This is a genomic window from Chryseobacterium gambrini (assembly GCF_027920505.1).
GTDB classification, from domain to species: Bacteria; Bacteroidota; Bacteroidia; order Flavobacteriales; family Weeksellaceae; genus Chryseobacterium; species Chryseobacterium gambrini.
In genome coordinates, this window is record NZ_CP115857.1 from 2,292,979 (window position 1) to 2,318,344 (window position 25,366).

Annotated in this window: 19 protein-coding genes and 1 tRNA gene; 4 read left to right on the forward strand and 16 right to left on the reverse strand. The window is 34.4% G+C overall.

Annotation, left to right across the window (positions count from 1 at the left end; translation table 11 throughout):
* Window positions 1-15: 15 nt before the first annotated feature.
* From PFY09_RS10325 to PFY09_RS10390, 14 genes are all read right to left on the reverse strand, one after another.
* Window positions 16-2,994 carry a hypothetical protein gene (locus PFY09_RS10325; protein ID WP_271159647.1) on the reverse strand — a complete coding sequence of 993 codons (2,979 nt, stop codon included), beginning with the start codon at window positions 2,992-2,994 and terminating at the stop codon, window positions 16-18.
* A gap of 13 nt (window positions 2,995-3,007) precedes the next feature.
* A complete protein-coding gene (locus PFY09_RS10330; protein ID WP_271159648.1) occupies window positions 3,008-6,049 on the reverse strand; it encodes a hypothetical protein in 3,042 nt (1,013 codons plus the stop codon).
* A gap of 2 nt (window positions 6,050-6,051) precedes the next feature.
* Window positions 6,052-9,348, reverse strand: a complete 3,297-nt coding sequence (locus PFY09_RS10335; RefSeq protein ID WP_271159649.1) for a hypothetical protein — start codon at window positions 9,346-9,348, stop codon at window positions 6,052-6,054.
* Between the two features lie 4 nt (window positions 9,349-9,352).
* A complete protein-coding gene (locus PFY09_RS10340) occupies window positions 9,353-9,769 on the reverse strand; it encodes a GPW/gp25 family protein (RefSeq protein WP_271159650.1) in 417 nt (138 codons plus the stop codon).
* Between the two features lie 13 nt (window positions 9,770-9,782).
* Window positions 9,783-10,073 carry a PAAR domain-containing protein gene (locus PFY09_RS10345; RefSeq protein WP_271159651.1) on the reverse strand — a complete coding sequence of 97 codons (291 nt, stop codon included), beginning with the start codon at window positions 10,071-10,073 and terminating at the stop codon, window positions 9,783-9,785.
* A gap of 3 nt (window positions 10,074-10,076) precedes the next feature.
* Window positions 10,077-11,747, reverse strand: coding sequence for a phage baseplate assembly protein V (locus tag PFY09_RS10350; RefSeq protein WP_271159652.1), 1,671 nt, complete (start codon window positions 11,745-11,747; stop codon window positions 10,077-10,079).
* A gap of 6 nt (window positions 11,748-11,753) precedes the next feature.
* Complete coding sequence (locus PFY09_RS10355) at window positions 11,754-12,524, reverse strand: CIS tube protein (protein ID WP_076390629.1); 771 nt, start codon at window positions 12,522-12,524, stop codon at window positions 11,754-11,756.
* A complete protein-coding gene (locus PFY09_RS10360; RefSeq protein WP_156099202.1) occupies window positions 12,521-12,694 on the reverse strand; it encodes a DUF5908 family protein in 174 nt (57 codons plus the stop codon). Before PFY09_RS10360 ends, PFY09_RS10355 begins: the two co-directional genes overlap by 4 nt.
* A gap of 13 nt (window positions 12,695-12,707) precedes the next feature.
* Window positions 12,708-13,166 carry a phage tail protein gene (locus PFY09_RS10365; protein WP_076390628.1) on the reverse strand — a complete coding sequence of 153 codons (459 nt, stop codon included), beginning with the start codon at window positions 13,164-13,166 and terminating at the stop codon, window positions 12,708-12,710.
* An 11-nt stretch (window positions 13,167-13,177) separates the two neighbouring features.
* Window positions 13,178-13,615: a phage tail protein gene (locus PFY09_RS10370; RefSeq protein WP_076390627.1), complete on the reverse strand. Its 438-nt coding sequence runs from the start codon at window positions 13,613-13,615 to the stop codon at window positions 13,178-13,180.
* A 24-nt stretch (window positions 13,616-13,639) separates the two neighbouring features.
* Window positions 13,640-15,607, reverse strand: coding sequence for a phage tail sheath C-terminal domain-containing protein (locus tag PFY09_RS10375; RefSeq protein ID WP_271159653.1), 1,968 nt, complete (start codon window positions 15,605-15,607; stop codon window positions 13,640-13,642).
* A gap of 24 nt (window positions 15,608-15,631) precedes the next feature.
* Complete coding sequence (locus tag PFY09_RS10380) at window positions 15,632-16,333, reverse strand: DUF4255 domain-containing protein (RefSeq protein WP_271159654.1); 702 nt, start codon at window positions 16,331-16,333, stop codon at window positions 15,632-15,634.
* A 620-nt stretch (window positions 16,334-16,953) separates the two neighbouring features.
* Window positions 16,954-17,286, reverse strand: coding sequence for a transposase (locus PFY09_RS10385; RefSeq protein WP_076390624.1), 333 nt, complete (start codon window positions 17,284-17,286; stop codon window positions 16,954-16,956).
* A gap of 153 nt (window positions 17,287-17,439) precedes the next feature.
* The gene (locus PFY09_RS10390; RefSeq protein ID WP_271159655.1) at window positions 17,440-17,874 is read right to left on the reverse strand and encodes a transposase; all 435 of its coding nucleotides are present in this window, start codon (window positions 17,872-17,874) and stop codon (window positions 17,440-17,442) included.
* 466 nt (window positions 17,875-18,340) lie between these two features.
* Between PFY09_RS10390 and PFY09_RS10395 the strand changes: the two genes are divergently transcribed.
* The 4 genes from PFY09_RS10395 to PFY09_RS10410 all read left to right on the forward strand — a co-directional run bounded on the left by PFY09_RS10395 (window position 18,341) and on the right by PFY09_RS10410 (window position 24,280).
* Complete coding sequence (locus tag PFY09_RS10395; RefSeq protein WP_271159656.1) at window positions 18,341-19,996, forward strand: beta strand repeat-containing protein; 1,656 nt, start codon at window positions 18,341-18,343, stop codon at window positions 19,994-19,996.
* Between the two features lie 133 nt (window positions 19,997-20,129).
* Window positions 20,130-21,125, forward strand: coding sequence for a T9SS type A sorting domain-containing protein (locus tag PFY09_RS10400; protein WP_271159657.1), 996 nt, complete (start codon window positions 20,130-20,132; stop codon window positions 21,123-21,125).
* Window positions 21,126-21,160: 35 nt separating this feature from the next.
* Window positions 21,161-22,042: a hypothetical protein gene (locus PFY09_RS10405; protein ID WP_108409732.1), complete on the forward strand. Its 882-nt coding sequence runs from the start codon at window positions 21,161-21,163 to the stop codon at window positions 22,040-22,042.
* Window positions 22,043-22,525: 483 nt separating this feature from the next.
* Window positions 22,526-24,280, forward strand: coding sequence for a helix-turn-helix domain-containing protein (locus tag PFY09_RS10410; RefSeq protein ID WP_271159658.1), 1,755 nt, complete (start codon window positions 22,526-22,528; stop codon window positions 24,278-24,280).
* A gap of 218 nt (window positions 24,281-24,498) precedes the next feature.
* On the opposite strand, the gene PFY09_RS10415 is transcribed toward PFY09_RS10410, so the two are convergent.
* Window positions 24,499-24,574: transfer RNA gene (locus PFY09_RS10415), tRNA-His, on the reverse strand.
* 35 nt (window positions 24,575-24,609) lie between these two features.
* Window positions 24,610-25,329: a bacillithiol biosynthesis deacetylase BshB1 gene (bshB1, locus tag PFY09_RS10420; protein WP_076390618.1), complete on the reverse strand. Its 720-nt coding sequence runs from the start codon at window positions 25,327-25,329 to the stop codon at window positions 24,610-24,612.
* Between the last annotated feature and the right edge of the window lie 37 nt (window positions 25,330-25,366).

The following is a 25,366-nucleotide window of genomic DNA, read 5'->3' on the forward strand; positions in this document are numbered from 1 at the left end:
TCGTTTTTATGGTTATTATTTTTGCGTATCAAAGTCATTTTCATCAAAATCAGGATTGTTAAAATCTCCGATTTTTACGATGATTTGTTGTGTATTTGAGCAGATTTCGCCTAATTGTTTGATATTTACAGTAAAGATTTTCACTTTTTCGTTGAATGGAAAAATATGTATTACAGATTTTTTATCGGTGGTCATTCTATCAGATTTATCACCAAAATCGATCTCATATTCGTGCTTATCTTCCTGATTAGAATTAATGAATTCAAAAGACGTAATATCTCTGGAATTCCTTACAGCGCTCCAGTTGGCAATTTCTTTTGGTTCGGAAATCTCAACTTCTAAGCTGTTGCTCAATTCGCCTTCAAATTCATACTGTAAAGTGTATTTTCTTGCTTTTTTAACGGATGTATGATTTGGTTTTAAGAAATATTTATCACTTTTCTGAACAATTGCATCTTTTGCCGTTCCCGAAAAAATTCCGCCGGATTTTCCTTTTATCACAACTTCATACTCTTTATCATCTGTATTGCAATATTTTAGCGTTTTCATTGAAATAGACAAAGGTTCAGATTTTTCTATTTTAATTTCAATCGTATTTCCTTCACCACAACATAGATAAGGAAGAAAAAAATCTGCGATCACCAGTTGCTGATTAGGAATATCGGTCGCTGTATTCACCTGAAACTGCATTGCATGAGAGAGATTTCCCAATAAATAAGATCTCATTTCTCTTGTATACGTCGGAGACATATTAAAATCTGCCAGTTTCAGAATATTTGCTTTAATATTTTCGGTTTCCTGTTTGCATTTATCAAGTTCTTCGATTGGCGGATTAATGATTTGTGTGGTGTAATCTTTAAAATTGATACTTGCTTCAATATCCTGTTTTACACTTACCGGAACCTGAGTAAAATTATTCTGATAATTCTTGAGTAAAGTCAAGATCTGCGTGTAAGGCAAAAGTGGTTTTACAGCTTTGAAAATCGTAGAATCTACATATACTAAAATGAAAGTTCCGCCTTTTGTAACACCCGCTTTATGTTCTATTCCGGGATGTTTCTGAATAAAAGTCGAAAAGAAAATATCTTTATAAATCTTCTGCCAACGAATTTGAGATTCTTCATAAATTACAGCAAACGGATCTTCCAGAAAGAGTTCATTAATATCATCAAATCGGTCTATAAGATCTTCTGCTGTGATTGACAATTGAGATCTTGTAGACTGAATACACCATCTGTGAATAAGGAAAGTCTGATTTAACTGTTTGAAAACCTGATTGAAATTAACAAAATTGGGAAGAAAATCTTTCAAATCATTCGGCAGCAAGTTTTTGATCTGAATTAAAACATTTTTTAAATTATCAATACTTTCTGCTGCCAGTAAATTTTGTTTAACGATTTTTGTTTTATTATTTGTAATCCAGTTGACTACAAATTCTGTGATGTTGTATAATCTTTTTCTTGCTAAATCATAATCGGTTTCCAAATCGTCCCATCTTCCCTGAAATTTCGAGATATCCAATACTTTTCCTACAAAATCAGTTGCATTCAAAGCCGTGATTTTAAACGGCAGATTGTAGCTGTTTTTCATAATACTCAGCTCTTCCACTACATCAGTATATTTTTTCCCAATATGCCCTTCAATCCTAAAGAAATTATACGGTTCAATGTCATACAGCAAAGGTTTTTTTACACAATCCAAAGTGGTGTAATAAGCAACTTCAGAATGGTAAGAAAGGATTTCGTTATTTTTATTTTTTCCGGTTTTCTTAGGACTCCATTTTTTATTTAGTTCTAAAATATAGTCATAATAAAAAGGGATTGATTTTTTAGAAAGCGGGAAATCTCCGTAAAAAGAAGGCGTAACCTTTATTACATGATCTTCCGTAATCCAAAATTTTATGAGATGAACTAATCTTTCAAATAATAAAGACAGCTCTTTTCTTTTCTGTTTGTTTTTTAACGAGCTGTTTTGAGTGGAAAAAAACGGAGTTCGGTAATTAATATTATCATCATCTGCTTTTCCTAAAACAACATGGAAAGGAAACATGGTTTCATCTACACAGTATAAAGAAGGGTTTCTCTCATTAAATTCTATAATTTCGTTGTAAGCGGAAGAAATATCCGACATCCAATCCCATAAATACTGTACATGAATGCTGTCTTTATTGGCGTTAATTACCGTTTCCAAAGCGGTTTTAGGATTATTCAATACATTGAAATCAACGGTATTACTGATGATTGATTTGTAACTTTTGTAAACCAGACTTATTTTCTCTGAAACATTACTGATTACGGAATCTGCCAAATTCTTTTTAAATTCATTCAAAACATCCGAACCTGTTATCAGTTGATTATGAGGAACATTATATCTCGGTAATGAAATTTTTTCAAAGTTCATCACTTTCGGATATTCGGGAAATAAATAAGGATTTAACTGATTAATGGAAATTAATAACGGTCTTATTTTAAACTCAATTCTCTTACCTTTATCGTCGCAATTGGTTGTTACACAGTTTTTTTCGTCAATCAGTGAAGTTTCCAGCAGCAGAATGACAATTTTATCTTTGAAAAAATTATTCGGGATCGTAATTCGGTCAACTTCCAGCGTATTGGTCGGTAAAAGTTCTATCGAATTTTTTAACGGCTCATATTTTTTGGCAAGAGGTAACGTAAGTTCCAGATATTCACCATCGATAAATTTCGGAGCGAGAAAGTCAGCAGATAATTCGATCGAATGATAATAACTGAACGTTTTTTCTTCCCAATTGATCTGGTATCCCAATGAAGTAATGGCTGTACCGCAGCTTATGGTAATCTGGTTCGGTTGTGGATGCGAAATTTCCAGACCACAGATAATACCAACTCCGATGCCTCCGACACGGGTAAGCCGGTCTTGTTCTTCAAGGTAACTGATGGCGCGGTTCAGATGTTTCTGGCTTAAAACCTGATCGGCTTCAAAAACAGGATATTTAGATGGGTTTTGAGTTTTCATGATGGTAAAATTTTTAAAGAGTTCCTAATGAGGTGTTGCCTAATACAATCGGATTGGTGGTTTCGCTGAGCTTACAATCGTATAAATTTCCTTCAGGGTAAATCGTGTTGAGTTCTTTCAGTTTTTCAATCAATACTTTATGATACTGATAAAAAGTTGTACAATCTTTTTTAGTTAAAGTCTTGCTGCAATATTTAAGTCTGAAATGTCTGTAGTTTTCCAGCCAGTTTTTATACGCTTTCTGAAAATTCAGCATATCTTCATATCCTACCCAGCAAATTTTCAGTAAAACATGAGCCGGAGCTTCCTGACGGAAAATCTGCTCTGCATATCTTCTGAAAGTAATATTTTTAAATCTCGATAAATATCCCGGCAAAACAATGGTTGCTTTAAAGGAATAAGGATCGTTATTCGCTTCGTCTTTACAGTCATCTTTGAGACAAACTGTTAAAAGATCTTCTTTATCATTATTAAAATAAGGAAATGGTCTTACTAAAATATGTTCCAGACAGTAGAAATTTTCATACGCTTCGTTGAGTAACTGAATCAGCTGATACAAAAATTCCGAGGCTTCTTCATAGCTTTTAAAAGTCTTATCTATGGCTGCTGTTTTCTTAGGATTTTCGCCTAAATAAATGCAAAATCCGCTGCCTTTTTTATGGATAAAATACACTTCCGTATCGAGCAGGTTTCGCTGTGTCCATTTCCATTTTATTTCCAGATCTGTTGCAGGCTGCACAATTTTGCAGATAACAGACTGATGATTAATTTTTAAAGGTAACATCCATTCTGCCCGAACCTCATCTTCTGTTACAATATCTTTTAAACCGACGTTATTGATTCCCAATAATTTTGCAGTTCTTTTTTCATAACCTCCTCTGTGATCTGTTTCCCAGAAATCCTGAAAACCGAACTTATCCTTGGTAATTTTTGCATTGAGATAATCTATTCCCAAACCTCTTTCGGAACTGATCTCGGCGTAATTTTTTAAAAATTCTTCTTTATCGTGAACCAGATCCTGCGGCTGAAAAGTCATTTCTCCCAAACCTCCGGAATCCTGACTTACTTTGTACATCATAAAGACATAATCGTTAAAACTTTCGCTGAAACGAGCCATCAGATGATCTAAAGCACGGTTTCTTCTGTCATTGAAAACAGATTTCGATTCTTCCAGAGAAACATCAAATTCTGATTCGCCGTGTAATAATGCATTTTTAAATTGATTGCTGTAAATTTCTTTTGCATAAAAATCTTTTCCTGTTTTCGGATTTTTATCCAGATAATTAGGAAAATACGTGTTTTTTACAGGTTCAATATCCAGAATATTTTTAGCATGATACAACTGACTGAAAAAATCTGCCAGTACTTGATCGTAAAAATGCAGATACGCTTTCAGTTGTTTTACCTGAGCTTTTCTTTTTTCTGGCGCTTGATCAGAAATTTTGTTGGCTCCCAATCCGTAATTCACCGGAAATTCTTCCTGAACGCTGTAATATTCATCCAATTGATAAAATTTTCCTTCCGGAACAGGGAGATCGCTTTGAACTGAATATAATTTATAATTTTTGATCTGAGCTTTAAGCTGCTGAACTTTCTGACCGACCAACATACGGCTGTTTTCAGATAAAAGGAAAGGAATGTTTTTCTGAAACAGCAATATTTTTGATTTCTCAGCAGAAAACAAAGGTTTTTCTTCGCCTGATAAATGCAGACACCATTTTTGGTTCATACTTCCTGTAATCGGTTGTCCCAAAGAATTATAAGCTGTCATCAAAAGGTTTTCAACAGACACAATTCCTTTAATTTCCATTATGGCGGCAATAATATCTGAAGCATGAATACTGGTCGGAAGCTGAGCTTTCTGCAGTTCTTCGTCATTGAGAAAACCGTGTTTTAGTTTTGGTCCTAAAAATATTTCGGTGGAATTTAAACCTTGTTCCATTAATTGCGAAAGGGTATAAAACCGAACCGGAGGATTGAGAATTTTTTCAATCGCCATCTGAATCTGCGCCATTGCTTCTACAGAATCGGTTTCCTGAGCTAATTCTACATCTACACAAAAACTTATTTCTACATTCTGAACGGTTTCCACACAAAGAAAATCTTCGGTAAGGTTTCTGTTTTGCTGCAGCTTTTGCTGAATGGTTCTGAAAATCTGTTCAATTCTTATTTTTTTATTCTTTTCTTCTGTACTTCTATCTTTTAATAATCCAATAATATCACAAATTGGTTTTTCTGTGCTAAAATGATCTTTTACCTGTTGAAGTTCGTTCTTATCAAAAGGTTCGATGATAAATTTTAAAGTATCATTGATCTCTGTGGTTCTTTCAACAACAATAACCACTGTATTATCTTTTATCTCTACTTTTTTGTTTTTTATTTTGGAAGGTTTATCCATTTTATTCAGAAGAGGGACTTTAGGATTATTCCATGAAGAAAATTCAGGAGTAATTTTCACCTTTACCCATTTTCCGAGAGTGGAGAATAAAAAGTCCAGTTCTGTTGTAGAATCTTCAACAAGATCTTCATCCAGCTCAATGAGAATTTTGTTTAATCCTCTTACGGAAAGCTGTTCTAATGATGTATTGTTTTTATCTTTAGCATCAAAACTCAATTTATCTTCTAAAACATTGATGTATAACTTTTGTTCTGCGGGATGGGGTGTATTGTAACCAATTTTGGCGGATGCTTTTTGGGTTGCTAAACACCATGCATTTGTAACACCCTCAATATCAATTAAAATCTTTCTGTAATCCAGTTCGGTCAATGCAGAATTGGTCATTATTTCTCTTGCAGGGAAAAACGAACCGTTCAGGATTTTTCCGTTTTTGTTGGTCAAAAGATCTTTAGTCTCAAAATCTGTTCTGTATCCCAATTCCGTTATCACATAAGAAAGTGCTTCCAAAATGGTAATTCCCGGATCGTGTACATTATAATCTGTCCAGAAAGTGTTTCCCAGTTTCTCAATATATTTTAAACCTTCTTTTCGCAAAAAATTATAGTCCTGCGAAGGCTTCAGTATTCTTTCTGACGGTATGTAATATTCGGGATTCATGGTTAACAGTTGTTTTTGAGTTCTTTAATTTCATGGGTATCATTCGGAATAAACAAAGTGTAATCTGTCTGCGGAACAATTTCCTTTACATCTGCCATTGTTTTGATGACTGTATTTTCTTCATCATCCAGAATGAGGTGATTGACTTTAAAATCAATAATATAATCTACAAAAGACTGATTGTCGATCAACTGAATCAGTGAGGATAATTCTATTTTTTTTCCAAAGTCAATGTCGATATCACTGTAAGCCCAAGGACTGATGTAGCGGTTAATTGTTTCTGCAAGCATTTTAGCATATAAACGGATATCTGCTCCGGGAATATCCTTATATTTTACTTTGCAGCCAATCTGGATTTTTTCTAAAACAGGAGGTTTTATACACAAACGAACGTGCGGAGAACACAATCCCATGATTCTGTTTTTGATACGTTGTAAAGTACTTAAACTTAACAATGGTTTCCATTCCCAAACAGTGGATGAATTAAGCGATTTTGCAACCGGAATCAACGTTACATAACCCGCAGAAACATTGGAAACATTTTCTGAATCATACCGGTAATGGTTTAAGCATTTCACTCTGTACACTTCCGGAAATTCCTGTAAAATGAGTCTTTCATAATCCCATGAAGTGATCGCTCTTTGTTTGTGTCTCAGTCTTTCGCTGCTGCGTTGGTACAATTGCGTATCTTCTTCATGCTTTTTCCCTCCGAAAGAAGGATATGGCTGTTTTACTTTTTTAACAAAAGGATTGGGTTGATATAGTTTTGAAACCGTCTCTTTTGGTGTAACCTCCAGAAAACCGCTCCCGTTATTTTCAAAATCAAATAAAACGGCTTTTAAAGCCTGTTCGTGAATGCCTACAAAATGACAGATTCTGTCGAATTCATTCACTGAAATTTTTAACCAAAACAGGTTTTTAGGTAAAACAACAGTTTGCGAATTATCGAAATGAGGAACGGTAATGTTAATGATTCCGGATTGCAGTAGACCGAGTGTTTCGTCTCCAATATCGTATGAGTCTATTGGTTTCCACTGATTGTCTGACAAATATTCCCAAGAGATTTTGGCGGGTTCTTTTCTCGGATTGGCTGTTCCTTCTGCCATTTGAACAAGAATGCTTAATCCGTTTCCGGGTTGTGCATTTTCAAATCCGATATAGATTTCTCCTTTTTGTGGCAAATCCGGAATTAATGACAACGAAGAGTTAGGACGTAATTTTTCATATCCAAAAGGTAAAAGATGATAAAATTCTAATGTATTAAGAGCATCATCTGAAGCATTAAAATTATATTTTTGAGTGAGAGAATAATTCATCACCAAAGACTGAATAACAGGAACTTCTGGCAAAGTTATTTTTTCCTGAGCCGCTTTTATATAATTTTCTAAGAATTTTTCTTTCTCGTATTTACTATCATTTAGCTGAATTCTGATGTATCCGGAAATCGTTTCCTTGTTAGGAATTTCGTCTTCCAAATATTCTTTTACAGGATTGTTGTTGGTATAAACAGAATTGAAAGTTTTATTTCCTTCATTACTAAATTTCCCATCCTTCATTTCAAATAATAAAGAATTGTCAACAAGACGACGATGAGAAATATTGGCTCTATGAATCGTCAGGTTTTGAAATAACAAAGCTGTATTTGTTGCTGTTACTGATTGAATTGCCGAAACTTTATTAGAAACCTGAGCGTTGTTTGATGTTATATTTGAATTTACCAAGTTAGAATTTACCGTCCCTGCTAACAAATTAGACGACAACGCATCGCTCTCGATTGAAAATTTTGCGGTTGCACCTTTCTTCATGAAAAATTCGTTGCATCCGATAATAAATCCGTTCCCGTTTTTAGGGAAGTCTCCAAAAGGTTTGAAGGGTTTATTAATATCTACAACTCCTGTGTCGGTCGCAACAATCAGGTTTTTTAATCCGTTTACAGCGATTCCTATTTCAAGGGTTTTGCAATCAATCTTTTCGGTGTTGTTTTTAGGAATTATTTTAAGAATCGGATGTATGGTTTCAATTGCTTCTCCTTCATGAATTTCTTTATTAAACGGAACAATCGCTTTTTCGGAAGCAGGAATGGTAAGTTTAATATATTTATCCTGCGTTAATTCTTTATTTTCCTGAGTAATTTCTACCCATTTTTTTTCTCCGGTCATCCAAAAATCAAATGAATTCGGATCTAAAATATGAGGATCAAATTTCAAAGTAATAGTTCTTGCTCCGCCTTTCATGTAAAATAACGGACTTGCCAAAAGCAAACCTGTTTCTGTATTTTCTGAAGACTGAAAAGCAGAAAAAGGAGTATTCTTAGCGTTTAAGGGAAATAAATCTGTTTTTTTCCAGATATTCTGATCAAAATGATGGCTTAGAAATGATTTAATTTTTACAGAATTAATCGTATGATCTGAAGTGGAAGCGTAAAATTTATTTTTTCCCAACGAATTTTTTCCTGCCGAGAAAATGGTGTTTTTCGGTAATAGAAAAGCGTTTTTGTTGGCAGCAGGTTCTATCAATACATGAACAAAATCCGGTTGTGCTTTCTGCGGAAGCAATTGTAAAATGTCTTTGTAATAAAAATCCAGATGTCTTTTTGTAAAGTCATTCAGGTGATTTTTTGCAATGCCCAAAAGTTTTAAAAAAGCCAGAAACAAAGCATAATGCGGAGTGTGGGAAGGATAGCTTTCTAATTGTTGATTGAATGCTTTTTCAGTGCTGTTTTTCCAATACAAAAGCAATCCGAAAAGATTCTGAATATTTTTATTAAACTGATAATTCTGTAATAAAGTGATGATTGATTTTTCGTCTGAAATCTTTGAAAGTACAGTGCTTAATTGTTTTTCAATCTCTTTTTTGGAGCTTAATAAAAATTCTTTTACTGAAATCTGATGATCTAAAGTGTCGATTTTGTTTGTAAGGCTGGTAAAATCTTTCTGAATTTTTTCAAAAATTTCTCTGATCCGTTTTTTCTGCACTTCATTATCATTAATTAATGCAATAGATTTTCTAACATTTTCGTATTTTTTCTCATAATCTTCAATATTCCATTTAAAGATCCGGGCTAAAATTGCGGTAGATTCATAAGCAAAAAATGATGACCAGTCGCTTTGTGCAATATTAGAATCAGATTCATTAAAATAGTTTAGGTATTGAGCCATTTTCTGAGCCAATACAACATAATCTATCTCTTCTCTTTCTTCCAGAAGAAAATATGAGGGTTGTAAGGCTGATAAAAACCTTGCATTTTGGGTTGTTCCCGTTCCCTGATGGATTGATATTTTTGAAGAACAATTTTCCATGATGTCAGATTTTAATATGAGTTCCTTCTTCTAGATAGTATGGGAATACATAGTTCAGCCTTGAGTTGGTTGCACGAATGGTGTATTCAATCTCAATCCTGATAATCCCTTTTGTATCATTGGTTTCTGAACCAAAATAAATATCATTTATATCTATTCTTGGTTCATACGTTAAAATGGCGTTTTCAATAATGCCTTTAATTTTTGTGAGGAGCGTTACCGTAATGTTTTCAAACAGAAGCGGGGTGAGATCACAGCCAAAGTCTGAACGCATGATTCTTTCTGTAAGCTGCGTACTCAGTAAAATCTGTAGACTTTCCTGTATATCTTTCTCGCCGGAAACGGTTTCAACTGTTCTGGTAACAGTATTGAAAGCAGGAGGAAATCCCCATCCTTTTCCTAAAAAGTCATCTGTTTTCATAGTTTTTAATTTTTTAATCTCCTATAATCACTGTGGGACAACCTAAAACAATCGTTCCTCCGTGTGCTGTAGAATCTCCCATTCTTGCGGCAGGAACTCCGCCAATAAGCACCGTTGCTGATCCTTTTACAATCGTATCGGGCGGTCCTGTGCAAACGCAACTGTCTCCTACTACCGAAGTAAGCATTCCGCCAATTAATACGGTAGAATTTCCTCCCGGTAAAACAGGACCTCCAACATGTGGTACTGTTCCTGTAACCATAGGGCAAACGTGCATGTCGCCGGTTCTTGCTGCTGCAGGCATAATTTAATTGAGTTTTATGATTGATCCTTTTACATCCATTGTTGCAGACGCCGAAAGCGCTGCTTTTGCCGAATCCATTTTGAAATCCATTCTGGCTTTAAGAATAAGATCTTTGCTGCTGTCTAATGTAATTCCGTCTGCATTCATCAATATTTTGTTTCCATTTTCGTCTTCCAGTACAAAGCCTTTTTCATCATCGCTTATCAAAAGCTTATTGCCTTTTTTTGTACTGAGCTCAATAGATTTTTTCTCGTCGTCTAACTGTATTTTTGTACCTTCTTTGGTTACAAATGCTTTCGTATAATTTACTTTTTCAATCGGAAACGGCATCGCATTTTGAGAACTGTAAAGACTTCCTAAAATAATGGGTGTATCGGGATTATTTCCCAGACATCCTACAATCACCTCATCATTCACGTTAGGGATAAAAAAGCTTCCCATTTCGTTCCCTGAAAATACATTGGCTAATCTCGCCCAGACTCCTTCTCCGCTTTCAGAAAGTGTGGGTATTCTTACTTTTATTCTGAATTGATTATCCGGATCTTCTTCGATCTGAGTAACTACGCCGATCTGTAATCCGCTCACCGAATTGGTTTGTCCGGTTTGCGCCTGTTGAGCAGGAACGGATGGCGAATTGATTTCAGTAAAAGACTGTTCTGATTCTACCCCAAAAGTGTATTCGGTTTTCCAACTGGCATTTTCGAAGGTGTGGTATTCTTTACGGATTAATAATTTCTTTTTATCAATTTCTTTATTGACTTTATTACAAATCAAAAAATCTCCTGCTTTGGCTGCCAGATTTCCGAAGGTTGAAAGTTCTCCCTGAATGACAGCGTGATTGCTTCTTTTAAGAAATGTATTTGCCATTCTTGTCATTGTAGAAGTTAAAAAACGGCTTTCATTAAGAGTAAGTGTTTTTATATTTTTTTCAGCTTCCTGTTCTGCTTCTATTTTTTCCATTGACTGGGAAGACGAATCCCAATATTCAATCGAAGCTTTGCTTAATTTTTTTGATTCGTCTTCTCTTCCTGAAAACATGAATACATTGATTCCGTTTTCTGCTGCATATTTTTCTTCTGGAACGGCTTCTAAAATATCCAAAGTACTGAATTCTCCGTTTCTTACATTCACCATCATCCCGATTGAGTCTAAAAATCCTACCAGATAATCCCACGGGATTGTATGAGGATTGCGGGTGATGTATTCTTCTTCCCAGCTTTGTCCCTTTGATTCAATTTTATTTGTAATATTAGCCTGAGAGAAAAATCTATCTAATTTTGCTTTGAAAGTTTCAGTACTGTCATCAGATTCATTAGATGGTTTCGTTAATTGATAAGCCTGATCTTTACATTCTATTTTTACCGTAGTAGAGCTTTCGCTGATGCTATTTTCAATAGACTTAATAAATCCTCTGAACAAAGTCTGAGGTTTTTTGTTTACCGTTACTTTTAGTTCTATTTTCTGTCCTTTTTTAAGTAAATCTGTCGGTAGATCTGCTGTCGTATCTACATCGGGATTTGAGGCGATAAAAGTAAATTTTGCAAAAGGTATTTTATTCAGTTCAAAGGTAACCTGTGCTTCTTTAAGTAAAGCGTCGAGCCCATTATCTCTTCCCTCTGTTAAAAATTCCAGCTTTAGAAGATCATCCGTCGGTATATAAGGTTGAACTGGCATATCATTTTATTTAATGGGCGGAAACGAAATGTTTTGCCCGGTTTCTGTTTTTCTGAAGCTTAATAATTGATTGGCTTGAGCTACATCTATATAATAAGAAGGATTTCCGTAGATGTTTTCTGCCAACAAAGCCAGCTTGTCATTCATCGTAACGGTTCTGAGATGTGTAAGATCCGGAGAGGTTTTGTTCTGCTGTGCAACCATGATCTGATGAGTTGTGGTTGCTTTAAAAACACATTTAACTTTAGCTCTTACAGGTCTTCCGTCTTTTCTGAAAAGTGTGTATTCTATGTCCATACTTTTCAGACGGCACTGCAACTTGAATCCTCCCCAAAGAATCTGCAAATAAGATGTTTGATGAGTATCGCCGTTGTAGCCAATGGTAAGATTCTTAAATGCTTCAACGTCTTCTTCCACAGATTTTACTTCTGCAAAAGGATTGACAATGGCGGGTGAAAGTGCACCAAGGACATCTCCTGCTTTATCCAGCAAAGACATTTCTCCTTTTCCGTCTTTTATTTTTCCCGGCGGTACTACCCCCGAGCTGTCAAAAACAAAATCAAACGTTACTTCCTCCCCTTCTATTTTATTGAATCCCAAGTTGCCTGAAGATGCTCCTATCGGTTGGTCTTCAGAAAATACGACATTGTTCCGGCGGGTATATTTCTCTGGATTAAGCTGTACGAAAATGGTTTTTTTAGGGGTCTTTTTATAGTCGCTCGTTTCATATACTTCTATCCTCATTTTGTCTATAATTCCTAATGCTGCCTGTATCATCTTTCTTTTCTTTCTTTAAGTTTTTCCAATACTTCACGGGTACACTCTTTAATGAGCTGCGATTTTAGTTCCTGTATTTTTAAAGGATCTGTTTGCTGAGAACGGGCAGAATTTACCGGCTCTTCTTCAATCTTTACTTTGATGTGTAATTCTTTAATCTGAATAGCCATTTTTTAATCATTATTAAAAATTAGGAACCGGAAGTTCTTTGAAAAAGTTATACTTCAACGTAATGGTCTCAATGACAATTTTATTCTGTTCGGCATCGAAATCACTGAATTCATAACTTAACGGAATGGCGTGTGATACATACCAGACTTTCAGAGGATTTCCTTTTTCGTTTAATAAAGAAATAATGAGATTGGCAGGATAGAAAACAAAATCTTCCAACGCCTGACTGCACCACATCGATAAACCAGACATATCCGAGGTAAGTCCTCTTTTAAGAACCAAATCCTGATATCCGGAACGTAAGGGTAAATGATGCTTGAATTTATTCTGTCCGCCTTCCGTGTAAGGTTCAGTTTCCATAGTAACTTTCAGTCCGTTAACACTTTGAAATTTTGTATCCACACTAAATTGCGGCAATAATTCAAAGATTACAGAAAAGTAAAAACCGGGAATAGGATTGCTCTCAGACATGATGTTTAGATTTATACGTGTTCTATGGTAAATCCGTGATTGGCTATTTCTACAGTATCTATGGCTGCTTCATTGGCATCAGATTTCATATCGGTGCATTTTAAAGAAACTATAAAACAGTCTTTTACTTTCCAGACTACTTTGGGTTCGTGGTTTTCGTCCAATAAAGAGATCGTGATATTGCGGCGTTCTACGGTATTTAATGCAACTGTATTGTACCAGTCGTAAAATTCATTATCTCCTGCAAAAACTCCTCTTTTAAGTGTAATATTGCTAAGTTTAAGCAATCCAGGCATTTTTTTCTTAAAAAATTCCGGGCTTGAGCCGACGCGATGTTCAATAACATCCATTTCTTTGTTTAATCCGGAAACTTCTGTAAAAGCTATTTTGCTACCGCCCCATTCTACACTGAAGTGAAACTTAGGTAGCGGAAAATCTGTATTTGGCATGATGTATAGTTTTAGAGTTAATAATTAAGATTTTTGTTGCATTTGTTTGAATTCCAAAATGATAAATTCTGCTGGTCTTGAAGGAGCGTATCCTATTTTCACAATCATTTTGCCATCCAGAATATCCTGTGCAGACATGGTTTGGTTTAGTCCGACTGCCACAAAAAATGCGTGTTCTGGTTTTGCTCCTGCCAAAGCACCGTCGTTCCAAAGGGTTGTTAAATAATTTTCGATCATTCCTTTCACATTGATCCATGTTTGTGCTACGTTGGGTTCAAATACAAACTGCATACAGGCTTTTTTGGTGGCTTCTTCAATCATATTCGCTAAACGTCTTACATTAATATATCGCCAGTCGTTGCTGTTTCCGTCCAATGTTCTCGCTCCCCAGACAAGGGTTCCTCTTCCTGTAAATTTCCGGATGGCATTGATGGATTTTCCTGTTTCGTGGATGTTCATTTCCTGTTGATCTTTATCGTTGAGATCATCTGTTAAACCTAAAATTCCGTTTATACTTACATTAGCAGGAGCTTTCCAAACGCCTCTTGTAGCATCTGTTTGAGCATAAATTCCTGCAATGGCTCCCGAAGGTGGAACGGTGTTCAGTTTTTGGGAAAGTTTGGAAATAATTGTAGAGTATAATGGTATTTGTAAAATTAAATTGCGTTCATTTATTAACTCAAAGTCCTCAATTGAAACAAATGCCTGATTTATGGAATTCATAATTTGAATATGAAGCTTATTAAGTACAACCTGAATTTTAGTAAAATCAGGAATGTCATGTTTCGGAACAATGGGATCAGGTGCTACGGTCGCCTGTATAGTATTACTTAGTGCTCCGTCATATCTATTAATTGGAGCAGATTCTGTGATGGTTGAGATAGTTCCCCAATTACCTTTATAATCAGCATCCGTAATTACGAGAGCCAATGCAGCAACTGGAGAATCATCAGCTACTGATTTTGATAATTTTTGATATGCTTTTCTAAAATCGACTAAATCCTGTGTGTAAGACAATAATTTAAGAGTTATTACTTCCTCATTTATATATTGTTTTAGTTTGTCGGTTAAAGCTGTTGGATTTCCAAAAACTTTTAATAAATTCCAACATTTCCCAAGATTTGAATTTAATTCGGCTGCATTTAAAGTAACCCAATCCAATTTTTTGTTAGCGGCTAAAATAGTAGTCCAACTTGATTTAAGGGTTATAATGTCTGTATATAAATTTTTAAACAAATCAATTTTATCTTTTAAATCGGCATTGTTGGGATACAATGTTTTAAATCCATTTGGGATTGCTTCATTAATGTCTTTAAATCTAAATGTACTTGGAAAATTAGCCTGTAAATAAGGATAATAAGCCGCTCCGTATTTCAGGAACTGATTTCCGACTCTTGTTCGGAATTCACCGCTATCACTATCAAGGTTTCCGGCATTATTCTGAACTTTAGTTTGTTTTACATCCATAATGGTAAACCTATCCATAAGATTACTACACTGCGTTAATGCTTTAACTTGAACAGTTCCTAAATCTGCTGCAGATAAACTTACTGCGTCTGGAAATAGTAATAAAGTAGGTTCGTCTTTTTTTTCTAACGCATCTAAACCTGCAGTAAATAATTTAGGATCGGTAAAATTTAGATTATCCTTATATAATCCGATAGAAACAATATAGCAAATCCCACCACCATTGGCGTAGAAAAGCCGTAAACTGTTGTAGAGTTTATAATCGCTTTCTGTAACCTTACATTCATCGGTAGGCTGGTTGTTTGCATCTAAAACTACCGTTACATTTTTGGGTTCTGGTGCACCTCCAAAAATTTGTTCGTACTCCAGCATAGAGGTTATCTTGACGGGTTCATTTTGTTGAGGAGCCTTTTCTGTAAATCCTACAAAAGCAGGTATGGCGGTTGCCACATTGGCAATGGAAGGAGGAAATGCATCTTTCTCGTCGATGTACACTCCTGGTGTTTTAATTGAGCTAATATTCATGATACAGTATTTATTGGTTTATATTTATTTTTTTTCTACGGGAACTATTTTCCAATCTTCTTTGGGTAATTTTTCGTCTTCTATTTTATATTCTCCGCTTTCTGATAATCCCGCCAAATCTTCTTTGTCATTTTCCCACAATTGGACTTCAGAGCTTTTAATAACTTTTTTATTCTTAAGACTTTCTTCCTTCTGGATAGGGATCATCCTCACCTGATACAAAACTGAAGGCATATATTTTGATCCGAGATAAGACCACATCTGATTCAGTTGATCGATTTTTAGGCTTACGATTTCAAAAATTAACTTTTCATGATCGCCTTTTGGTTCGTCTATCAATAAATTATTATTGGGAGGCTGCCAATAAAAAACCCGGTTGTTTTGAAGGTATCTAATTACCACTTCTAATTTTTCTATTCCTGTAGCGTAATCGGATTGTTTTATGTTATAAGAGGTGAACAGAAGTGATAAAATTAAATTCTGTGCAGGATTTCTGTATTTCGCTATGGTACTGCTTTCCGGAATATAATTTTTATATAAAGTCTGATTTTTTAATATCTTATCTTCTTCTATATTTACAATCGACAAAATAATGGAAGATTTGGAAGAAAGAAATTCATCTCCTTCATTAAGCGTAGCAATGTTTGCCAGTTCAACGATTGGTGTTCCTGCTATTTCTGCATTGATTGCATCAACAATTTTTGAAAGGAACTCTATGATTTTCATTACATTAGTTTATAATAACGAATTTATAAATCATAATAATATTATACCGTAGGGAAAACACTGATTATACAATGGGGAAAACACCATTTTTTTTATTAAAGTCCTTGATTTTCAATATAAAAAAAACGTAAAAAACGGTTAAAATGGCTCTTCAAAAATCTTCGCAATTAAATCTTGATATGCAGAGTTGGCACCTATAATTTGTCATTGATCTTGCTTGTAATTGTCCTGCTGAGTTTAGCCTGCAAGATTCTTTAAATTATACCTCATCAGATTTCACAGCGTAAAATTAGTATTCGAAAAAGTTTAATGTACCGCAAAAATTTTAGTATTGGAATATTGCTTCAGCTTGGGGATATGACATTAAAACCGTATTTCCATGTATCGTAATTCCTGCTATTGTTGGCGTGTTTGATTGGATATTACAGCCAAATGAAAGTAAAAAAAGAAAATTTAAAAAACGATCACCCCAATAGCTTAATAAGTCTGAAAGAAACTGTCTCATTCTCATTTAGAAAGCTTTTTCTTACTGACTTAGATTTTTATTGTTCAGCGCAGGTTTTTAAAACGCAAGTTGCATTTTAAAAACCCTATTTGTTGGAGGAACTCTGAACATTTTTTTACCTGATCCCAACACTTTCATGTAATTTTTTCCACTTAGAAACAGTATTCTTGCTCATTTTAAAGTGGCTTGCAAGCTGATGATTATTAAGATTATTCTTTTTTTGATATTCTAAAATCTCCATTATGCTTTCTTTGTTATAAGACCGAAATTTTTGGTTGACACTATTGTTATTATTCCCAAATATTAAATTGTTCAGTTTAATAACATCCATGAAAGATAGTTCATCCTTTAAAAGCAAACTTTCGCATAGTTGTTTTTTTTGCGGATATTTTTCCATTAATAAGTCATTATAAATTTGTTTGTAGTTTGGCTTTCTAAAGTGTTTCATTTATTGTTTTTTTGTTTGTAAAATATTTGTTAATTAAAAATCATTATATAACTTATTATAAATCAATTATATAAATTCAAAAAGTTATTTATTGAATCGTTATAATATTTTTATACTTCCTAAATGAAGAGACCATGTATTATATAGTCTTCTTCAGTCATTTTTATCATATTTAGAAATCCATTTATAAAGTGTTGTTTTAGGGATATTATATTTATCCATAATCTCTTGTTTAGACATATCGCCCTTTTTCAGTTTTTCGAGAATAAACTCAATAATTTCTTTTGTGTAAATACTCTTTCTGAAAGCAGGCATTTGGGATAAGTCATTCTGAACGAAAGCCAGATTATTAATACTCCGTGGTGGAGAATACAATATAAGATGCTGAGTATAAATTCTAAAAAAATCATACTCCAGTAATTTTGACCATTTCAGCAGATCATTGCACCGTAAATCTTCACTATTAAATTGCTTGACAATATCATCTTCATGACATTTAAAAAAATTGCACGCTCTGTTCATGTCTACATTACATTCCTGCATACGCATCTTTATAAAATTTCCTATATGAATATGTTTATATATCATAATACTATTTGTTTTTTTACGAAAAATGAAAAAGTGAAAGGTGAAAAAACATCATCTCTGATAAGAAATGATTTAGTTCATTATGAACTCAACCCCGTATGGTTTTAGTTATTGAAGTGAAGTATTTTCTATGAGGATGCAAATCTATTTTAAAAAACATATTTAATAGAAACATACATTCCATTAATTATAATTTTGTTGAAGATTATAAAATTCATCTGATCATTTTACCCTTGAAATGGGATAATAAACAAAAGCGCTCATAATCATCACAAAACCCTTTAAATCAGTATTTTAAAATCATTTTTCCACTATACAAAATCATAATTTGTTGATCCATTTGTTTATTTCAGACTTTCTTAAACTGTAATTTTGCCGACGTTTTAAGCACTTAATGTATCCCCTGTTCATTTGCTGTCTGCATCTGAAAATCGTCAAAATCAAGAAATCATAAAAAAATAAAAACATGAATAGAAAAAATGTATTACTAATCGCATTATCTGTGACGGGAGTTTTAGCTCATGCGCAAACTTCTCTGGGAAAAGTAGGGATTAATACTTCTTCACCCAATGCAACCCTTGATATTACAGCTAGTCCTAATGATAATAACACCGCCGATGGATTACTGGCGCCGAGACTTACCGGCAACGAATTAAAAGCCAAAGATTCTCTTTATGGTACTGACCAAACAGGCACTTTAGTGTACGCCACAGCAGCAGTTACAACTTCTTCTCCCAAAACAGCAAACATAACAGCAGCAGGATATTACTATTTCGATGGCTCTGTCTGGCAAAAAGTGAATACAGGAGCAGGAAACTTCTGGGGACTTACCGGAAATTCGGGAACCACAGGAAGCAACTTTGTGGGTACTACTGATGCACAAAATCTTGTATTTAAAGTAAATAATATAGAATCTGGTTACATTCAGCATTCCGTATCCTCAACAGGCAGCTTTGATTATAAGACTTCTTTTGGCTACAATACTTTGTCTGCAGTTACAACAGGCGATCACAACACCGCATTTGGTCATGGTTCCGGTGCGGTAATTACTACAGGATCAGACAATACTTTAATAGGTTCAGAATCCGGTAAAGCGATTACCGGAGATGATACTTCTACCCCAAGTATAAAAGAAGCTGCTAGAAATACGGCTGTAGGTTCTCGTACGCTATTTAGTGCAACTACAGGATATGATAATACGGCAATAGGAGCTTACGCTTTAGCGTCTAACACCACAGGAGTTAGAAATTTAGCAGTAGGTTCTAATGCTTTAGTAGATAACACAACCGGTGATAATAACGTAGCTGTGGGTGACACTTCATTAAATGCCAACACCACAGGCAGTCAGAATACGGCTTTAGGGCAAAGAGCATTAGCTTCAATGACTTCCGGAACAGGCAATACGGGTATTGGTGCTGCAACAGTCATAAGCAATGGTTTAACCAATGCTACAGCAGTAGGCTTCCAGGCTAATGCAACCCAAAGTAATAGTTTAATTCTGGGAAACAATGCCGATGTAGGTATAGGTACATCCACTCCTTCTAATAAATTACATGTTTCAGCCTCCGCTAATCCTGTCCGTTTTGAAGGCTTACAAACTACCGCTGTAACGACAGGTGAGGAACTTTTATTGGTAAATTCCAGTGGGGTTGTAAAAAAGGTAACCTTAGGTTCCGGACTGGGTATATCCGGAGGAGCTCTTATCGCTAATCCCAAATCAGGTGTGACGGCTTTAAATTCCAGTGCATCGGATCAGGTTGTTACCCAAGCTGCCGGATTTACACAATTGACTTTAAATGCGGAGCAAGCGGACGCGATCAGTAATTTTGATCCTACTACGGGAATTTTCACGGCAAGCTATACCGGTGCACATCTCATTACATTACCCTACAGAGTTACCAGTGGCGGAAACAGCATTTCGTTCGAGCTGTTTAATTCAACAGACAGTACTTCTCAAGGGACAATTACGATTACCAATGCAAGTAATACCAATTCCAATACCTATAGTACTGTAGTTAATCTAATAACAGGAAAAAATTATTTCATCAGAGTCAGAGCCAATACTGCTGCAAGTGTTACAATAGACAGAGCTAATACTTACTTTTCTATGATTCAGTTATAAGCAAGTATTAAAGTGGATAAAAAATGAGTATAAATCTTTATTAAACTTATCATCAATTCGCTTTTATGTTTTCATTACCGTTATCAAACTCGTAACACAACAAACATAATTTTAAAATCAAAATATATATTCGATGAACAAAAGCCATGTCATGGTGCTTTTATTATCTTCTTCCTTAGTCTTTGCCCAGCAGGAATTAAGGACAGAGAATTATGAAAAGTATCCTACCACGCAATCCGTGCGTGGAAAAAAGCAACAAAGCCGCAAAGACGGTTTGCTTGTTGCGGAAGGTATAATGTCGTATCCGGGCTATGGAACGACTACTAAACATTTTGTAATAGGACAATCGGGAATCGCTCAATGTATTTCTACCAAGGTTTCAAAAGAAGAGGGTACATTATTGGTTTCTTTTATGGTAAATTTTTCCAATGTAGATGCATCAAAAGAGCTTACTCTATTGGATCTGAAAGTCCCAACCTCTGCTTACAAAGGCAACAGCTTTGCAAAATTGGCAGTAAAAAATCAGGGAAGTCAGTTTGCAATGAGTTTAATAGACAGCAAAAATCCTGAAAACAGAGCCAACCCTGTAAATGGTTTTACTTACAACGAAGACCATTTAGTGGTATTGCGTGTAAGCAATTTCAACACTGCAAAAGCGACCTGTGAGCTATTTGTAGATGAAGCGATTAATAATCTCAAGGGAAGTATTGCTAAATTGCAGGGCTTACAATTACCTTTAAAAAAGCAACACGAAGCAACCGGAGAAATTCTGTTTACTTCTGTGCTGCACCAAGACAAAAAAGGAACTACTACAGACGGAAAAGCAGGACTTCTGAAAATAAGCAGAGGTACGGAAAAAAGCATCAACGATTTGGTAAATGCAGAATCTACCAAACTGGTAGCGACGAATGCCAGACAAGGAGTTTTGCAATTATTTACGAACAATACCTATCAAAACGCAGAGATTATTATTTACGGTATAGCAGGGAATGTCGTACAACGACTATCTAATGTAACCATCAACAGAAACACACAGGAATTGCGGATTAATCAGTTACAGCAAGGCGTGTATATGTTCAGCATACAAGATTCTAAAAACCAATATCAAACAAAATTTATTGCTAAATAAAATTCCATTTTAAAAAATTAATTAAATAAAAAAAGATGAAAAAATCATTATTCATTATAAGTGCTTTTGCACTTTTATCGGTATCTAATATAAAAGCACAATCTACTTTAATTGCGGATAATTTATCTGCGGGTTCACAATTTACTTCCACTTTCAATCCGGATTTAACCAAAATAGCATCATTTCAGGATGAGCCCGCTACCAGCAATGGAGTATTTATCCATCATAGTGGTTCTACAACGATGGGTAATAAAAACACAGAAAACAGTAAAGCTCTTTTAGAGCTGTCTTCCAACAACAAAGGTTTTTTACCCACCAGACTCACTACTGCTCAAATTGAGGCATTGGGTGCAGCAACATCCGAAACAGGTATGGTAGTATACGATACTACAAAAAAATGCCTTTCCATATTCGATGGCACAAAATGGAACTGCGCAGGAGGTGCAGGAGGTGCTGTTGTTCTCAATCATAAAATAGTGGGTACCGGAGAAACTTATAATGCGAATAATAATCAACAGGGTTATGCGCCTTATACAGTACAGGCAGATGATCATATCATAGAATGGCAGGCTAAATCTACCAATGCTCTTGCTTACAATCATTCTAATGGTAATCTTACACCTTACACTTATCCTTTAGGAGTAAATGCGGCTGCTAATTTTATATTACCAGATCCTACGACTTGCAAAGGAAGAGAACTAAAGATCTATAATGCTTCCTATGAAGCAAATTATCCATCTGCAACATATGCACATATTTTCACCAATTATCCTATCTACAATACCGTAAACAGCAGCCAGGTTCCTTATGGAAAACCAGCTATTGGGAACTACTTTATCTCATGGGCTGCCGGTGTAAATAAAGTTACTATTACAAGTAATGGTACATATTGGGTATCTGAAAATTATTCCAATTAATAAATTATTGAAGAAGTACCCGGTTACAATATAACAGTTGAACACATAAACACCTCAATTTTTTTGAGGTGTTTATATTATGATGATTCAAAATATTAAACAATCAGTTTAATACCACGATTTCTTTAAAGATGTAATATAAAATAACGACTTAAAATATATCGATTGTTGTTATTTACATTTTTTTTAATGATAAATTTAATTTCATTTTCTTTTTTCTCCTGTTTTTTGCACTGGATAATAAAGAATTCATTTCTTTGATTTATATTTACTTACACGCCCCAGATTACTCTTTCTGTTTATCATTCGATATATTAATTTTTTATTGAATATTTAAACTCTTATCCTATATACAGTTTTATATAAAATCATTAATTGAAAAAATATAGTATGCATTGTTAATGAACCAATTACTCATAAAAGATAATTTTTTAAAAAATTAATTCTGTACCCTATAAAAACAATTTATAAGTTTTTAAAACCATGTTTTACAATTACTTAAATTATACCTGCTCAAATAAACGTATCATCATAGTATTGTTTTTTTTCTGTTTTCACATCCTGTTTTCACAAAAAGGAATACTGCCAAAACAAAATAAAAATGATTCTCTGAAAAAGTATTCTGTAGGTGATCTCATCAGAAAATCTTATTCTGAAAAAAATCCTAAAATCTATTGTGATGAGATGGCAAAAAGAAATTTGTCTGACAAAGATAAAATGAAATATTATAGAATCTGTGGAGAGATTTATTATCTGGAGATATTAAATAACTTCGATAAATCAGTACAGTTTATAAAAGTTTCTAATTTTTATGCTCAAAAAGAGAGAGATTTTACAATGTATGCCAACAATTTGAATATGATAGCATTAATATATGCTCTTCAAAATAAAAATGATTTGGCATTGTCCTGCCTGAAAAAAAAGAGGATGTATGAATCCAGAGACAAGTCTAATATTCAAGAATTGATTTTTGGAGGTGATGAAGGTTTGGTTTATGGCGTGATTGGTGATTTTGACAAGAAAATAATAGGCTACATAAAAGCAATAAAAGATTTAGATGATTATTTGGCTAATCAGAAAAAAATCGCACCGGAAATTATTCTAGAAATAAATCGTGCTAAGCGGGAAAAATATAACAGTATTGTTGATGCCTATCTGCTACAGAAAAAATTAGATTCTGCTGCTCTTTATTTAAAAAAAATTAAAAGTCTGCCTTTATCCTTAAACGATTTAGATAGCGAAGGAATACGTGATAGTGAGATTCATTACGATATTTTATCCGGAAATCTGGATGGTGCTATTGAAAAGGCAAATAAAGATTTGAATCAGTTTAGAGATGACAAAATAACAGTTTTTTATGATTCGTACTATTTAGCGCAAGCATATATTCTCAAAAAAAAATATAAAATCTCATTAGCGTATTGCGAACAGGCACTTAAATCCAAACAAATAAGTTTTGGATTCATCAACCACGAACTGGAACTTTATAAAATCGCAATGCAGGCAACTGATAAAATGGAAGATGAAAAAGCCTACCTTAAATATTCCCGGTTTTACGAGAAAGCAAATCAAAAGTTTGATTACAATTCAAAGGCAGATTTCATTGCCAAACTCTATAATTTAGACCAAATACAACCCCTTAAATATGAATTGAATAACTCTAAAAATTTCATGACTTATCTATGGCTGATTATACTATTCCTATTACTATTCACAGCATATCTCATCAACCGTTTCTTTACATTAAGAAAGTATAAAAAAAGATTTATAGAAATTAATGCCCGGTTAGAAAAGAAAGAAAAAGAAGTAGCTTTATCTCCCAAAAAGGCTGAAGAACTAATTAAAACAGATAAGAACATCTTATCCCTGAAAAAAGAAAATGAAATTTTAGATAAGCTAAATAAGTTTGAAAAAAAGCAACAGTTTTTATCATCCACCCTATCACTGAGTTCTTTGGCTTCCAGCATGAATGTTAATTATAATTATCTTACCCTTACAATTAAAAAGTATAAAAAAAATAATTTTAATGGCTATATCAACCAATTAAGAATCGACTACATTATTTTGAAGCTGAAACAAAACCCCGAATACCTTAATTACAAAATAAGTTATCTTGCCGAAGAATGCGGTTTTTCTTCTCATACTGTTTTTACCAGAATATTCATAGAAAAAACAGGCATTCCTCCTTCTAAATTTATTGAATATGTAAAAAAAGAAAATACGAAAGTAAATATTTAGAACGCCACTCTGGATTACTCCTGACCTTCGCACTTTTTTTCAAAAACTGAAAAAAAGTGCGGAAGTCAGGAAAAAATACCCGTGAAATTCCCAACTTTGAGGTCTGACTCCAGTTTTTTATACTGATCCACAAACTTTTATAGCAAAAAATAATGAAAATATGAACTTAGATTTGGTATAAAATAAAAAAGTACACTTTTGAAAAGTGTACTTTTATTGGGTGAATGATGGGTCTCGAACCCACGACCTTCGGAACCACAATCCGACGCTCTAACCAACTGAGCTACAATCACCGTTTTGTGAGTGCAAATATAGGAAAGATTTTTTAATTACCAAACAATTCCGTCAAAATTTTTCAAAGCAATTAACTTTTCAGACGTAAATCCCTCTGCATAAGCTACTCCCGATAATCTGCCCAAATCCATTGCGCGATAAGTTAAGCTGTCTAAAAAGTTTTTTGAAGTAATCGGGGTTTCGGGTTCCTTAGAATCCGGATCATAAAACTGAGTTTTAAATGCTTTGCATGCCGCAATTTTTGCATCCAAAAATTCAGAAATATCAATAACGAATTCAGGCTCTACATTTTTCCATTGCATATAGTTAAAAATATGCTTTGGTCTCCACGCTTCCTGAATCTCCCCTTCCAAAACCGTTTCAATTTTTCTTAATCCAGACAAAAAGCACGCATCCGATACTAATTTCGCTCCTTTTGCATGATCTGGATGTCTATCATCAATTGTATTGGCAAAGACGATTTCCGGCCTGTATTTGCGAACCATTTTTACGATCCTCATCTGATAGTCCTCGGAATTTTCTAAAAACCCGTCTCTCATCTCGAGATTTTCTCTTATAGAAACACCTAAAATTCTTGCAGCATCATTGGCTTCCGCCTTTCTGGTTTCTTCTGTTCCTCTCGTTCCGAGTTCTCCTCTCGTAAGATCAACGATAACGCAGGTCTTCCCTTCTGAAACCAATTTGGCTATCGTTCCTCCGCATCCCAATTCTACGTCATCAGGATGCGCTCCAAAAGCTAATATATCTGTTTTCATACAATCAAAGATAGGATTAAAATAAAAACTTCCCAAA